This is a genomic window from Pseudomonas sp. 8Z (assembly GCF_902506535.1).
GTDB lineage: Bacteria > Pseudomonadota > Gammaproteobacteria > Pseudomonadales > Pseudomonadaceae > Aquipseudomonas.
Window position 1 is genome coordinate 394,001 of the sequence record NZ_LR733824.1, and the last position, 14,062, is coordinate 408,062.

At 63.6% G+C, this 14,062-nt stretch carries 16 protein-coding genes; 3 read left to right on the plus strand and 13 right to left on the minus strand.

What is annotated here, in order from left to right:
- Nucleotides 1–273 precede the first annotated feature (273 nt).
- The 7 genes from AERO9A_RS01710 to AERO9A_RS01740 form a co-directional block, all read right to left on the minus strand.
- Entirely contained in the window at nucleotides 274–1,209 is a 936-nt protein-coding gene (locus AERO9A_RS01710) for a DUF808 domain-containing protein (RefSeq protein WP_159970189.1), read from the minus strand.
- A 102-nt stretch (nucleotides 1,210–1,311) separates the two neighbouring features.
- The gene (locus AERO9A_RS01715) at nucleotides 1,312–1,899 is read right to left on the minus strand and encodes a TIGR00730 family Rossman fold protein (RefSeq protein WP_159970190.1); all 588 of its coding nucleotides are present in this window, start codon (nucleotides 1,897–1,899) and stop codon (nucleotides 1,312–1,314) included.
- A gap of 899 nt (nucleotides 1,900–2,798) precedes the next feature.
- Entirely contained in the window at nucleotides 2,799–3,371 is a 573-nt protein-coding gene (locus tag AERO9A_RS01720; RefSeq protein ID WP_159970191.1) for a HupE/UreJ family protein, read from the minus strand.
- A 19-nt stretch (nucleotides 3,372–3,390) separates the two neighbouring features.
- Entirely contained in the window at nucleotides 3,391–4,005 is a 615-nt protein-coding gene (gene ureG / locus AERO9A_RS01725) for an urease accessory protein UreG (RefSeq protein WP_159970192.1), read from the minus strand.
- 16 nt (nucleotides 4,006–4,021) lie between these two features.
- Nucleotides 4,022–4,711 carry an urease accessory protein UreF gene (locus AERO9A_RS01730; RefSeq protein ID WP_159970193.1) on the minus strand — a complete coding sequence of 230 codons (690 nt, stop codon included), beginning with the start codon at nucleotides 4,709–4,711 and terminating at the stop codon, nucleotides 4,022–4,024.
- Complete coding sequence (ureE, locus tag AERO9A_RS01735; protein WP_159970194.1) at nucleotides 4,708–5,208, minus strand: urease accessory protein UreE; 501 nt, start codon at nucleotides 5,206–5,208, stop codon at nucleotides 4,708–4,710. The genes AERO9A_RS01730 and ureE overlap by 4 nt, the downstream gene beginning before the upstream one ends.
- 153 nt (nucleotides 5,209–5,361) lie before the next feature.
- On the minus strand, nucleotides 5,362–5,997 hold the full coding sequence (locus AERO9A_RS01740) for a TetR family transcriptional regulator (RefSeq protein WP_159970195.1): 636 nt from the start codon (nucleotides 5,995–5,997) through the stop codon (nucleotides 5,362–5,364).
- A 147-nt stretch (nucleotides 5,998–6,144) separates the two neighbouring features.
- Here AERO9A_RS01740 and AERO9A_RS01745 point away from each other — a divergent pair, with 147 nt between their 5' ends.
- Both AERO9A_RS01745 and AERO9A_RS01750 read left to right on the plus strand, forming a co-directional pair.
- On the plus strand, nucleotides 6,145–7,224 hold the full coding sequence (locus AERO9A_RS01745) for a ferredoxin reductase (RefSeq protein WP_159970196.1): 1,080 nt from the start codon (nucleotides 6,145–6,147) through the stop codon (nucleotides 7,222–7,224).
- Nucleotides 7,182–8,303, plus strand: coding sequence for a fatty acid desaturase (locus AERO9A_RS01750; protein ID WP_159970197.1), 1,122 nt, complete (start codon nucleotides 7,182–7,184; stop codon nucleotides 8,301–8,303). Before AERO9A_RS01745 ends, AERO9A_RS01750 begins: the two co-directional genes overlap by 43 nt.
- A 30-nt stretch (nucleotides 8,304–8,333) precedes the next feature.
- Here the strand turns inward: AERO9A_RS01750 and AERO9A_RS01755 are convergent, their stop codons facing one another.
- Nucleotides 8,334–8,624 (minus strand): hypothetical protein, encoded by a 291-nt coding sequence (locus AERO9A_RS01755; RefSeq protein ID WP_159970198.1) that lies wholly within the window; start codon nucleotides 8,622–8,624, stop codon nucleotides 8,334–8,336.
- 262 nt (nucleotides 8,625–8,886) lie between these two features.
- Here AERO9A_RS01755 and AERO9A_RS01760 point away from each other — a divergent pair, with 262 nt between their 5' ends.
- A complete protein-coding gene (locus AERO9A_RS01760; RefSeq protein ID WP_159970199.1) occupies nucleotides 8,887–9,786 on the plus strand; it encodes an AEC family transporter in 900 nt (299 codons plus the stop codon).
- 32 nt (nucleotides 9,787–9,818) lie between these two features.
- On the opposite strand, the gene AERO9A_RS01765 is transcribed toward AERO9A_RS01760, so the two are convergent.
- From AERO9A_RS01765 to AERO9A_RS01785, 5 genes are all read right to left on the minus strand, one after another.
- Nucleotides 9,819–10,118, minus strand: coding sequence for a putative quinol monooxygenase (locus tag AERO9A_RS01765; RefSeq protein ID WP_159970200.1), 300 nt, complete (start codon nucleotides 10,116–10,118; stop codon nucleotides 9,819–9,821).
- The gene (locus AERO9A_RS01770) at nucleotides 10,115–10,801 is read right to left on the minus strand and encodes a type 1 glutamine amidotransferase domain-containing protein (RefSeq protein ID WP_159970201.1); all 687 of its coding nucleotides are present in this window, start codon (nucleotides 10,799–10,801) and stop codon (nucleotides 10,115–10,117) included. The genes AERO9A_RS01765 and AERO9A_RS01770 overlap by 4 nt, the downstream gene beginning before the upstream one ends.
- Before the next feature lie 67 nt (nucleotides 10,802–10,868).
- Nucleotides 10,869–11,405, minus strand: coding sequence for a hypothetical protein (locus tag AERO9A_RS01775; protein WP_159970202.1), 537 nt, complete (start codon nucleotides 11,403–11,405; stop codon nucleotides 10,869–10,871).
- Nucleotides 11,406–11,581: 176 nt separating this feature from the next.
- On the minus strand, nucleotides 11,582–12,847 hold the full coding sequence (locus tag AERO9A_RS01780; RefSeq protein WP_159970203.1) for an Hsp70 family protein: 1,266 nt from the start codon (nucleotides 12,845–12,847) through the stop codon (nucleotides 11,582–11,584).
- A gap of 131 nt (nucleotides 12,848–12,978) precedes the next feature.
- Nucleotides 12,979–13,953: a YbhN family protein gene (locus tag AERO9A_RS01785; protein ID WP_159970204.1), complete on the minus strand. Its 975-nt coding sequence runs from the start codon at nucleotides 13,951–13,953 to the stop codon at nucleotides 12,979–12,981.
- Nucleotides 13,954–14,062: the final 109 nt, after the last annotated feature.

Below are 14,062 nucleotides of genomic sequence, written 5' to 3' on the forward strand. Positions count from 1 at the left end.
GCAATCTCTGCATGGTTAGCGCTAGAGCCCGCTACGCGTTGTTTCTGGGTGGCTGGTCAGCTTTTGCTCAGCACAACTGAGAGGTGCATGCTTCAGTTGAAAAGCCTTGAAAATTAGATGCTTGAGTGGATAGGAAGATGGCTGTTCGAATGCCCGTGCAAAGCGTGGGCTTATCCCCTAAAAGCGTGGAGCAAGCTGTGGATAAGCTTGGGGAAAGTCACGCTCGACGGCGCCCGCTAAGGCGCGCCGCCTGCTGCGCGAAAAATGTACGCCTTAGTTTGTTGTGGCCGGTCGCAACGCTTGCCATAGGCGAGTGCCGAGGCTCACCAGTGGCACGCTGATGATGCCAACGACGATCCCCAGCAGAGCGTTGAGTAGTGTTGGCACGGCTGCCGAGAGCCATGCTGCAGCGCCCTGTGCCACCCACTCGGCGCTGTGGTGCATGGCTGCTTCGACCGGTGCCAGGCCATGGCTGAGAATGCCGCCGCCGACCATGAACATGGCTGCTGTGCCGACGACCGAGAGCGTCTTCATTAACTTCGGTGCCAGTGCCAGCAGGCCGCGTCCGCAAGCCTGGACGAAGGCACCGCCACGCTGGCTGAGGTAGAGCCCGGCGTCGTCCAGCTTGACGATCCCGGCTACCAGGCCATAAACGCCGACGGTTATCACCAGGGCGATGGTGCTGAGCACCACCAATTGGTTGATCAAGCTGGCGCCTGCGACGGTGCCCAGGGTGATGGCGATGATTTCCGCCGAGAGGATGAAGTCGGTGCGGATGGCCCCGCGAATCTTGTCGCGCTCGAAGGCGACCAGATCCACCTCGGGGTTACTCAGTGCTTCCAGGCGCGCCTGCTTGCCGTTGTCCTCGTCGTGATGAAGGAACTTGTGCAGCAGCTTCTCGGCGCCCTCGTAGCAAAGGAACAGGCCGCCGAACATCAGTAGCGGCACCACCAGCCAGGGCGCGACCGCGCTGATCAGCAGCGCCGCCGGCACCAGGATCGCCTTATTGATCAGCGAGCCCTTGGCCACCGCCCAGACCACCGGCAGCTCGCGCTCGGCGCGCACGCCAGTGACTTGTTGGGCATTGAGTGCCAGGTCATCACCCAGCACACCGGCGGTCTTGCGCGCGGCTACCTTGGTCATGCTGGCGACGTCATCGAGGAGGGTGCTGATATCGTCGATCAGGGTGAGCAGACTGCTTCCGGCCATTGTTGGGCTTCCATGTGGATAAACGCAGGGCGGAGCCTAACATCCTCGGCCACTGCCAGCATCGCGCCTGGAGCGAAAGCAGGTAGTGGCTCACAGCAAAGGTCAGGCCGGTGCTCTGTCCACCCACTTCGGTGCCACGCTCGGCTGCCAGGCGCCCAGAGCGTCGAGCAGTGCTTGCGGCGAGTCGGCGATCTGCAGCATCTCGCGGTGCTGTGAGCGCACGAAACGCTCGGCTACCAGATGGTCGAGGAAGTCACCGAGCTTGCTGTAGAAACCGTTGATCTCCAGCAGACCGAGCGGCTTGGCGTGGTAGCCGAGCTGGCCCCAGGTCCACACTTCGAACAGTTCTTCCAGGGTGCCGAGGCCACCTGGCAGGGCGATAAAGGCGTCAGCCAGTTCGGCCATGCGCGCCTTGCGGGCGTGCATGCCGTCCACCACTTCCAGGTGGGTCAGGCCGCGATGGCCAATCTCAGCGCGCTCCAGGCTCTGCGGGATGATGCCAATGACTTCGCCACCGGCGTTCAACGCCGCATCAGCCACCACGCCCATCAGGCCGACCGCGCCGCCACCATAGATCAGCCGTACGCCGCGCTCGGCCAAGTGCTGGCCGAGGGCTTCGGCGGCTTCACGATAGGCCGGGCTGGCACCGGGGCTGGCGCCACAGAAAACACAGATGCTGCGCAGGGACATGGCAGAGTTCCTTGACGAAAAACGCCAAGGTTAACCAGCCGGCGCGGCGCGACCAAGGGGGAGAAGGCCGTTGAAAAACGTAGGCGAGGCAGGCAAGACAATACCGATGGCGGCCCCGCAAAAAACAGCCGAAAAACGCTCGGAGTCGCGTTCGACTTTACGTGCTGTAAATGAGCATTTTGACTGGGCTCGCACGCGAGGCTGTTTTTAACGCAGTATTGCCAACGCAGGTAGTTTTTCGGCGGCCTGCTCAATGGCGTGTATCAATGCCGCAGGTGCCACAGGCATAGCTGGCGAGTAACTGGCGGAGATCGTCGAGGGACATGGCAAGGCTCCTTGCTTAGGTATGCCAACAGAGGCTAGCCGGGGCCTGCACGCCTTGCCCGTAGATTGTTTCGATCAAGTTGATAGGCAAAGCCGACGAGTAGGAAAAGTTTTCCCCGAGAGCTGTGCGTAATGTTGTGGATAAGCTGGTGGCTCCTTCTTGTGTCGCTGAAATACTGCCTCTTATCGCGGCCTGGTTAATTTTTGAACACTCAATAAAAACCTTTATTCACAAGGGCTTGACATTCTTTCGTGGATTTTCCGAGAGGCTGCCAAGTTTTCCCCAGTGGCTGTGGGTGAAGATGTGGATAAGCTTTGTAAGGCTTGCTGTAGGTCAGGCAGTGTAAGGGTTTTGGGCGTTTGATGTTTTTTTGATCGCCCTAGGCTGGTGGTATGGAGAGCAAGGAATAGAGACGTTTACAGGGGGATTGAGCCGCGTCTATGGGAGTTATCCTCAGATTCTGTGTATTACTTTGTGAATTATCTGTGGGTAACTAGGCTGAGGTGGTATGAGGTGGGGATATGAGCCGGTGTACAGCGGCTGTCCGCCCCCGAGTGGAGGCGGACAGCGAGACTTAATTGGCCAGCAGCCACACGCCTGCTAGCGCCGATGCAGCACCGGCGATGCGTACCAGTGGCGCCGCAGCCTGGGGCAGGAAGCGCACCAGGGCGTAGCCGCAGGCGTGCAGGGCGGCGGTGGCGATGATGAAACCGGCGGCGTAGCCGTAGGGGCTGGCCAGCTCTGGCAGCTCCAGGCCGTGAGCGACGCCATGGCTGAGGGCGAAGAGGGCGGTCAGGCCAATCGATACCGCCATCGGCAGGCGTGCGGCCACGGCCACCAACAGCCCGAAAGCCAGTACCGAACCGGCGATGCCGGTTTCCATCAGCGGGATTTCCACGCCGGAGAAGCCCAGCAGGCCGCCGACCAGCATGCTGCCCACGAAGGTCACAGGCAGCGCCCAGCGCGCCGCGCCGCTTTGCTGTGCGGCCCACAGGCCAACGGCAAGCATGGCCAGCAGGTGATCCAGGCCGAACACCGGGTGGGCCAGGCCAGACATCAGGCCTGATTCACCATGACCGGGGTGGGCGAAGGCCAGTGCCGGGGTGCAGAACAGGGCGATGGCGGAAAGGGTCTTGCGCAGATTCATGTGGTTCTCCTTGGGGGAATCAGGCCGCGGTGAGCATGCCCTGGCGTTCGATGAAGGCGATGATCTCGTCGAGACCCTGGCCGACTTTTTGGTTACTGAAGACGAATGGCTTGTCGCCGCGCATCTTCAGGGTGTCGCGCTCCATCACTTCCAGCGAGGCGCCGACCATCGGCGCCAGGTCGATCTTGTTGATCACCAGCAGGTCGGATTTGCAGATGCCCGGGCCGCCTTTGCGCGGCAGTTTGTCGCCCGCCGCCACATCGATCACGTACAGGGTCAGGTCGGAGAGCTCTGGGCTGAAGGTGGCCGACAGGTTATCGCCGCCGGATTCGACGATGATCAGATCCAGACCCGGAAAGCGCCGATTTAGCTGCTCGACTGCCTCCAGGTTGATCGAGGCATCCTCGCGGATGGCGGTGTGCGGGCAGCCGCCGGTTTCCACGCCGATGATGCGCTCGGGCTCCAGCGCCTCGTTGCGCACCAGGAACTGGGCGTCTTCCTGGGTGTAGATGTCGTTGGTGACCACGGCAATGTTGTAACGCTCGCGCAGGGCGCGACACAGCGCCAGGGTGAGGGCGGTCTTGCCGGAACCGACCGGGCCGCCGATGCCGACACGCAGGGGTTGGCTGTTCATTTGCTGTTGTTCCTCGTCAGGAGCGGAAGAGACGCGAGTACTGGCGCTCGTGCGCCATGCTCGCCAGGGCCAGGCCGAAAGCGGCGCTGCCCCAGTGTTCGGGGGAAAGAGTGGCGGCCTGCTGCTGCGCGGCATCGAGCTGCGGCAACAGGCGGCTGGTCAGGCGCTGGGCGGCTTGTTGGCCCATGGGCAGCACCTTCATCAGTACGGCGAGCTGGTTCTCCAGCCAGCCCCAGAGCCAGGCGGCCAGGGCATCGTCCGGGGCGATCTGCCAGGCGCGCGCGGCCAGCGCCCAGGCCAGGGCCAGACCCGGTTCTGGATGTTCGGCGAGAACGCGGCGGGCGTCGTCATCCAGCTCCGGCAGACCTTCGAGCAGTTGCCTGAGCGAATAGCCCATCTGCCGACTTTCCAGGGCCAGCTCGCGGGTTTCACGGCTGGCGCGATGGCGTTCGGCAAGTTCCAGCAACTCTTGCCAGTTACCGCTTGCGGCGGCGCGGCAGTGCGCTAGCAGCAAGGGCGCTTCGAAGCGCGAGAGGTTGAGTGACAGTTGCTCGCTCAGCCAGCGCTCGGCGCTCTCGGCATCCTTGATCAGGCCGCTGTCGATGGCCCATTCCAGGCCCTGCGAGTAGCTGTAGCCGCCAATTGGTAGTTGCGGGCTGGCCAGGCGCAGTAGCGCCCAGGCTGAGCCGGGTAGGGCGGCTGTCACGTTCGCACACCGAATTGGTGCAGGCGCGGGCCGTAATTGAACTCGGCGTCGCCATGGTGCGAATGATGATGGCCGCCGCCGTAGGCGCCTTGCTCCGGCTGGTAAGGTGCCTCGATGGTGTCGACCTGGGCGCCGAGCTGTTCGAGCATGGCCTTGAGCACGTAGTCGTCGGGCAGGCGCAGCCAGCCATCGCCCAGTTGCAGGGCGACGTGGCGATTGCCCAGGTGATAGGCGGCGCGCATCAGCTCGAAGGGGCTGGCGCAGGTGACGTGCAGCAGTGGCTCGGCCTTGGCGCGCACGCGCACGATGCGGCCGTCATTGGCCTGCAGGCATTCGCCATCGGCCAGGGCGGCCTGGCCGCGTTCGAGGAACAGGCCGACCTCTTCGCCTGTGGTGGTGAAGCAGCGCAGGCGGCTCTTGCTGCGCGCCTCGAAGGTCAGTTCCAGTTCGGCGTCATAGGTGTTCTGTGGCGCGATTCGGGTGTGGATCACCAGCATGTGCATCGATTCCGGGGCAGTGTGCCCGGAAATAGTGCAAGGGCCTTGCCAAGGCTGTGGCACGGCGCATTTTGGTCGTCAGTGGCTGACTTGGCAGTGTGGTCAGGATTTATTTGGTGCGCGACGAGGTTTACTGCACCTATGTGGTGCGAATCATTCGCTCGGCTTGCCCAGGCCCATCCAGTGCTTGCCGCCGATCATGATGAAGCGCAGTTGCTGGATGACCTTGGCCTCGGCGCTCAGGTGCGCGGGGAGGTTGTCGGCGGGCGGGTCGATCAGCTCGGGCAGGGTGGCGAACACGGTCTTGACCACCAGGTCCGAGACCACGTCGAGGCCGGCGTCATCCAGTTGCGGCATGCGGTTCATCAGCTTCAGATCCGCTGCCAGGTCGCTGGTGATGCGCTCGCGCAAGGCGGTGATGGCCTGGCGCACAGGTTGCGAGCCGCCGTATTGCTCGCGGGCGAGGAAGAGAAATTGAGCACGATTGTCGGCCACCTCGGCGAGGAAGATACGCACCGAGGCGTCGATCATGCCGCGCATCTCGAACTCATGGCGGCGCACTTGGCGGATCGCCGCGCGGAAGGTCTCGCCCACCTCCGCCACCAGGGCCAGGCCCAGTTCGTCCATATCGGCGAAATGGCGGTAGAAGCCGGTGGGCACGATACCGGCGACACGGGTGACTTCACGCAGGCTCAGGCTGCCGAAGCCACGGCCGCTCTCCATCAAGGTGAGGGCGGCGTGCATCAGGGCCTGGCGGGTCTGCTGCTTTTGTTCGGCGCGTGGCGTCATGCGGGTCGGATCTTTAAGCGGTGCGGCACTCTAGCAAATGCGCCGGGGCAGCGTCGAACCGCGCCGGGCATTTCAGTGAACGAGTGTTGACTCATTTTGCGGCCGCTGCCAGCATTGTGAACACTTGTTCACTGAGAAGGCTGCTGCATGTCCGTTATCCCGCTTTCCCTCGCGCGTCGCCTGGCGCCTGCGCTATGGCCACTGCGCCGACTTTGCGAGCGTGGCTGGCTACGCGAGGCTGATGTCGATTTGTGCTTGCGGCTGCTGCACCCGGTGCTGCGTGTGCAGCGCGTCTTCGCCCAGGTCGAGGCGCGCCGTTGGGTGGCCGAAGACATGCTGGCGCTGACCCTGCGCTGCAATGGCAATCAACACGGCTGGCGTGCGGGCCAGCATGTGCAGCTCTATCTGCAGCAGGACGGCGTGCGCCATGGCCGCAGCTACAGCCTGACCGCCGTGGGGGGCGATGGGCGTATCGAGTTGGCGATCAAGCGTCAGCCAGGTGGGCGGCTGTCCAATACGCTGCTGGATCGTCTGGATGTCGGCCAGGTGTTGGAGCTGGCGCCAGCCTTTGGCGAACTGCAGTGGCCGGACGATGGGCGTCCCGTACTGCTGGCCGCCGCTGGTAGTGGCATCACGCCGCTGCTGGGCTTGCTGCGCGAGGCGCTGGCGCAGGGCTTCAGCGCGCCTGTGACGCTACTGCATCAGGTGCGTAGGCAAGGCCAGCGTGCCTTTGTCGAGGAGTTGCAGGCGTTGGCTGAGCGGCATACGAATCTGCAACTGCGCTGGGCCATCAGCGGTGAGGGCGGCGGGCGTATTGAAAAAGAGGAGCTGGATGGGCTGTGCGGCGAGCACTTGATCGCCTGCGGGCCACGGGGCTTTGTCGAGCGCCTGCAAGGCTGGTGGGAACGCAGTGGTTCGCTGCAGGTGGAAAGCTTCACCCCGCCCGAGCCGCTCGCCGTGGGAGAAAGCCGCACGTTGTCCCTGCGTTTTGCTCGCAGCGGCCAGCAGGTCACGGGGACGAATCAACGCAGCCTGCTGGAACAGGCCGAAGCCAACGGCTTGCGCCCGGCTCATGGCTGTCGCCAGGGCATCTGCGCCAGTTGCACTTGCACCCTGCTCAGCGGCGTGGTGCGGGATGTGCGCAGTGGCGCGCTGTTCGCCGAGCCTCATCAACCCATTCGCCTATGCATCAGCGCCCCGCACGGGGACGTGGAGATCGACCTGTGAATAATCGTCCTGATCGCGAACTGAGCCCCGCCGAGCTGGAGGCCTTCGGTGCCGAGCTGGACGCCCTGCGCCAGCGCACCCTGGCTGACCTGGGCGAGGCCGATGCGCGTTATATCCGCCGTGTGCGCGCTGTCGTGCGCCTGTGTTGCTGGAGCGGGCGGGCGCTGCTGATGCTCGGCTGGTTCCCGCCCACCTGGCTGCTTGGCACCTTGCTGCTGGGGCTGGGCAAGATCCTCGAAAACATGGAGCTGGGCCATAACGTCATGCATGGCCAGTACGACTGGATGAACGACCCGGAATTTGCCGGGCGCCAGTACGAGTGGGACATCGCCGGGCCTGCTGACTTCTGGCGGCACACGCACAACCACGTGCACCACACCTACACCAACGTGCTGGGTATGGATGATGACGTGGGCTATGGCGTGGTGCGGCTGTTCCCTGAGCAGCGCTGGAAGCCCTTTTACCGCTGGCAGCCACTGTGGGTGACGATCCAGGCGCTGCTGTTCCAGTACGCCGTGGCCATCCAGCACCTGCGCCTGGACAAGCTGATCAAAGGCCGTATCAGCGCGGACGAAGTGCGCCCGCTGGCCCGTCAGCTCGGTGCCAAGCTGGCGCGGCAGTGGGGCAAGGATTATCTGATTTTCCCGTTGCTGGCCCTGCTGCTCGGCGCCAACGCCCTGGCTGTGCTGGCGGGCAATGTGGTGGCCAACCTGCTGCGCAATCTGTGGACTTTTTTAGTGATCTTCTGCGGGCACTTCACCGAAAAGGCGGCGGTGTTTTCGCCCGACGTCTTGCAGGGCGAGACACGCGGCCACTGGTATCTGCGCCAGCTACGCGGTTCGAGCAACCTCAGTGGCGGGCCGTTGCTGCATATCCTTACCGGCAACCTCAGCCATCAGATCGAACACCACCTGTTCCCCGACCTGCCGGCGCGGCGCTATGCCGAGCTGGCGCGTGAAGTGAGGGTGATCGCTGAGCGTTATGGCCAGCACTACAACTGCGCCAGCCTGTGGCGACAGTTCGCGACGGTGCTGTGGCGGATCTGGGTTTATCGACTGCCTCCGGTAGCTATGGTGTGAGCCCTGGTATGCACAAGGCTTCGGGGTAGTTCAGGCGTCGCCGCTGCGTTGCTCGATCAGGCGATCCGAACCGCCTTCGGCCAGTTGCACGCGTTGTGCTCCGGGCGTGCGCTCGGAGCCATTTTCGGCAACTTGCGTGCGTTGTGCGCCTGGGGTTCGTTCAGCGCCGTTTTCGGCGACAGGGCTGAGCACTTCATGCACTTGGGTCTGGCTGTCTTGATGTTCACCCAGCAGCGGGAAGGGCGCGCTGCTGGGGAGGGCGAAAGCGCTGGAGGTCAGCAGGGTTAGAGCGAGGGCGGTCAGGGTCAGTTGGGTTTTCATGTCTGTGTCTCCGACAGGAGGAATAAGTAGCGTCGCGGGCAATTTTCCTAGCGTGCTGGTAGGAGAAGAACTTGACTGTCCTGATAGTGAACATCGACGTCCTCAATAGCTGCTCGGCAGCCTCTAAATCGGGCTTTTGCGCCAGGTTGTTGTGTTGCGCACAAGCGTCGCATCACCCCGCAGCAGCGCGTATGCTGGGCGGCCTTGGCGGATCCGGCTTGATTCGCACCCATTTGGCATGCCTCAGGAGGCTGGTGAATCGATGCTCGCAGTACAGGCAATCCTGCCGATCTTCGCCCTGATCGTGCTCGGCTATGTGCTGGGCTGGCGCCAATGGCTCAACGCCGAATCGGCCGCCGGGCTGGCCAATATCACCTTCAAGCTGTTCATGCCCACGCTGCTGTTCAGCGGTATCGCCAAGGCGCATCTGAATGAAGGGCTGTCGCCGATGCTGCTGCTGGGTTATTACCTGCCGGTGTTGCTGGTGTTTGTGCTGGTCAACGGCGTGGCGCACTGGCGACGCGGGGCGGCCACGCCGTTGGGCCTGGTGGCGGCGTTTTCCAATAACGTGCTGGTGGGGATTCCGTTGGTCACCAGCCTGATGGGGGCGTCTGGACTGGTGTATGTGTTCGCCATTCTGGTGTTTCACAGCCTGACGCTGTTTTCCCTGCAGAGCTTTTATGCCGCGTTCGGCAGTCAGGAGCGGGTTGACGGTCGCGCCCTGCTGAAGAACCTGGCCAACCCTATGATTATCGGTCTGCTGTTGGGCGCCATGCTCAATCTTTCCGGGCTAGTGGTGCCCGATAGCCTGTGGCGTGCGGTGACCTGGCTGGGCCAGGCTGCCTTGCCTTGTGCCCTGATCGTGCTGGGCGCGAGTCTGTCGCGCTATCGGCTGCGACCGACCACTGAGGCGTGGGGCGTGGCGCTGGTCAAGCTGCTGCTGTTCCCAGCGTTGGTGTGGGCCTTGAGTGGCCTGCTGCCGGGCCTCAACGATGCCGCGCGGACGGTGATGGTGCTGCTGGCGGCCTGCCCGAGTGGGGTGAATGTGATGGCATTTGCCCGTACGGCTGAGGACAACCGCAGCGTTAGCGCGGCGATTTCGCTGTCGACACTGCTGGCCGCCATCAGCTTGCCGCTCTGGATGATGCTGATGGGCTTTTGAATGCGGGCGTCAGCGGACGCCCGCAGGCTGCTTCAAGGGGCCAGATCCAGTGGCAGGCTGACCTTCACCTCGGGTGGGTTGGCCAGCCAGGCGGCGGTGCGCTGGCGGTAGTCGAGGTAATGGGCGCTTTGCCGATGCGCCTGCACCGCGTCGTGATCCACATACCGCTCGTAGAGATCGAAGGTGCCGGGCGCGCCGTCGCGCTCGAACAGGTCGTAGCGTAGGTTGCCAGGTTCGCTGCGGCTGCTGGCGACCATTTCCTGCAAGGCCTGCAGCACCGCATCGCGGTGCTCGGGCAGGGCCTGAATGCTGGCGAAAATGGCGACGCTCATGCGCGTGCCTCAAGCAGTTTGAGCAGCGCTTCGGCGCTGGCCTCGGAGGACGCCGGGTTCTGCCCGGTGACCAGTAGGCCGTCGACCTGGACATGGATCTGCCAGTCGGCGACGCAACTGTAGTGGCCGCCATTGGCCTTGAGCATGTCTTCGACCAGGAAGGGCACCACATCGGTCAGTTGCACCGCTTCCTCTTCGCTGTTGCTGAAACCGGTGACGCGCTTGCCTGCGACCAGCGGCTTGCCGTCGCTGCCTTTGACGTGGCGCAGCACGCCAGGGGCGTGGCAGACCGTACCGACCGGTTTGCCGAGCGCCAGGAAGCGTTCGATCAGGGCGATGGAGTCGGCGCTTTCGGCCAGATCCCACAGCGGGCCGTGGCCGCCGGGGTAGAACAGCGCATCGAAGTCATCGGCGCGCATGTCCGCCAGCGGCAGGGTGTTGGCCAGTTCACGCTGGGCCTGGGCATCGTCGGCGAAGCGGCGGGTGGCATCGGTCTGCGCGCTTTCCGCGTCACTGTTGGGGTCGATGGGCGGCTGGCCGCCTTTGGGCGAGGCTAGCGTTAGCTGAGCGCCTGCATCCTTGAAGCTGTAGTAGGGGGCGGCGAACTCTTCCAGCCAGAAGCCGGTCTTGTGGCCGGTGTCGCCGAGACGGTCGTGAGAGGTCAGTACCAGCAAAATCTTCATGCGATTTCCTTGTGCGTGTGGCTGAACGGGTAGAGATAGTGACTGTCCACGCGGGGCGGGTGTTCCCTTATTGTTCGTTAGCCAACTGCTGCTGCAGCGTTTGCAGGGCTGGTGCGGCGTAGATGCCCACTTCCACCGCCAGCTCCATCACCCGTGGCAGGTCGTTGGCATACACCAGCACCGCTTGCAGTTCGTCATCCAGCGGTTCGCTGAAATCCACCAGCACGTAGCCGCCAGTCTCCGGCGACAGCGCCGCGAGTTGTACTTGGATGCGGTTGAGCGCTTTCAGCGGCTCGGTCTTGGCCAGTTGCTTGGCCTTGAGCACGAATTGCACCTGCGGGCCGAAGGATTCGGTGATGCGCTGGAACAGCTCTTCATAGCTGTCGGCCTGAAACAGCACGGTGTCCGGCAAGCTGCCGACCACCACCCACTCGCCCAGCGGGATGGGAAATTCGTCGTCGTAGTTGACGTCCGGGTTGGCGGCGAGGAACGCGGCCGGGTCGGCATAGGCCTGCGCGGCTTCGTCGGCGATGCGGGCGATCTCGCCTTCGGGCAGGCAGCCGGAGCTTATCTTGGCGATCAGTTCTTCCAACTGGGCTTTCATCAGGCTATTTCTCGGTCATTCGGATGGGCGGCAAGCATAACTCAGAGCCTGTCGTGCGATGCACGGGAGAACAGGTTGGACTTCTGACGTAGGAGCGGCTTTAGCCGCGAGTGGTCTGTGCGGGTGGCCAGAATCGCGGCTGAAACGGAATGCCGCCCAGCCGCTCCTACAAAAACTTAGCCGTAGCGTTTTTTCGCTTCGATGGCCAGGCCGCTGCCAATGCTGCCGAAGGTGTTACCTTCGACGCTGCGCGCGTTGGGCAGCATCGCCGCCACGCTCTGGCGCAGCGCCGGCACGCCGCTGGAGCCGCCGGTGAAGAACAGCGTGTCGACCTGATCGGCGGTGATGCCGGCATCGCTGAGCAACTGTGTGAGGCTGGCGCGGATGCGTTCGAGCAGCGGCTCGATGGCGTTTTCGAACAGCGGGCGGGTCAGTTCGGCGACCAGGCCCGGTTCGACGCGCGACAGGTCGATGGGGCGGGCGTCCTGTTCGCTCAGGGCGATCTTGCTGTCTTCCACCTGCATCGCCAGCCAGTGCCCGGCGCGCTGTTCGATCAGGCCGAAGAGGCGGTCGATGCCGCTGGCGTCGACGATGTCGTAGCGCATGTTCTGCAGCGCGAGCTGGGTCTTTTGCGCGTACAGCGCGTTGATGGTGTGCCAGGTGGCCAGGTTGAGGTGGTAGCTGGTGGGCATGAAGGCGTCGCTCTTCATCCGGCTGCCGTAGCCGAACAGTGGCATCACCCCGGCCAGCGACAACTGCTTGTCGAAGTCGGTACCACCGATGTGCACGCCGCCAGTGGCGAGGATGTCGCCCTGGCGCTCGGCCAGGTGATGGCGCTCTGGCGCCAGGCGTACCAGGGAGAAGTCCGAGGTACCACCGCCGATGTCGACGATCAGCACCAGCTCTTCGCGGTCGAGGTTCGACTCGTAGTCGAAGGCCGCGGCGATGGGCTCGTACTGGAAGGACACGTCCTTGAACCCGAGCTTGTGCGCCACGGCCACCAGGGTGTTTTGCGCTTCCTGGTCGGCGGCTGGGTCGTCATCGACGAAGAACACCGGGCGGCCCAGCACCACTTCCTCGAAGGCATGATCGGCCTGGGCTTCGGCGCGTTTTTTCAACTCGCCGATGAAGAAACCGAGCAGATCCTTGAACGGCAGGGCGCTGCCGAGCACGGTGGTTTCACTCTTCAGTAGCTTGGAGCCGAGCAGGCTTTTCAGCGAGCGCATCAGGCGGCCTTCATAGCCTTCCAGGTATTCGTGCAGGGCCAGGCGGCCGTAGACCGGGCGGCGCTCCTCGGTGTTGAAGAAAATCACCGAGGGCAGGGTGATCTTGCCGTCTTCCAGGGGCAGCAGGCTGTCCTGGCCGGGGCGAAACCAGCCGACGGTGGAGTTGGAGGTGCCGAAGTCGATGCCGCAGGCGCGGGCGGGAGTGGAGAAAGACATGGTGCAGACAGCCCGGAAAATTAGCGTGAACAGTGGCGGCGTCGTAGGGCGACGCCGCTCGCCCGCGAGGGCGGGCCACGAAAAAGGCCGCGCATTCTATGTCAGTGCTGCCGCTACGGCGAGTTTGAGTTTCAGGAGGGCAGGTCGATGTTGTGCCGCTTGCTTTTCCACTGGCTCCATTCGAACCCCAGCACCACCAGCAGCGAGAGGGCGAACGGCAGCAGCAGGTAGAACATGCGGAACACGATCAGCGCCGCCAGCACATCGGCGGCGGGTACTTCCGGCATGGCCGCGAGGAAGGTCACTTCCAGCACGCCGAGGCCGCCGGGTGCGTGGGACAGCAGAGCCAGCGAGAAGGATGCGAGGAATACGCCCAGCACTACCAGATAGCCGGGGTGGTTATCGGCGGGCAGGGCGAAGTAGATGATCGCTGCAGCGCACAGCAACTCCAGCGGCCCGGCGAGTAGCTGGCGGCCGACGATGGGCAGGCGCGGGTATTCGATATGCAGTTTGCCCAACGTCCAGGGCTTGAACTGGCGCCAGGAGCCGAGCACGTACAGGGCGACCAGCAGTAGTAGCAGCGAGCCGATGACGACCGACAGCATTGGTGTGACGTTCAAGACGCGATGCAGCAGGTCGGGCTGGGCAATCAGCACGCAGCCGCTGGCCAGTAGCGTGCCGATAGCGAACGTGAAGGAACAGAAGACGATCAGGATGCCGATTTCCTGCGGCGTCAGGCCCTTGCTGCGATAGGCTCGATAGCGCACCACGGCGCCGGAGAACACCGAGGCACCGATATTGTGGGCCAGGGCGTAGGTGGTGAAGGAGCACAGGGTGATGAAGTGCCAGGGAATGCGTTTGCCCAGGTGCGCGACGGCAATGCGGTCGTACCAGGCCAGCGCCCAGTAGGCGCCGAGCGTAGCGCCGGCGGCGAGCATCCAGTTCATGTGGGTGATCGCTTCGAGGCTGCCCTTGATTTCATCGAGGGAGATGTTGCGCAGTTCGCGGTAAAGGAGGAACCCGGACAGCACCACAGCGCCAAGACCGATCAGCGTCCAGATCAGGTCGCTGCGCTTCAGTTTGGGTTTGGCTTCAACAACGGACACTGCATATCCTCACACGATAGGCCCATGACGCTTCGTTAAGGGCCTTGTACCCCTATCGAGGCTCAATGATGACGGGCCTTGCGGGCCGATCCAGCGGTGACCGCGAATG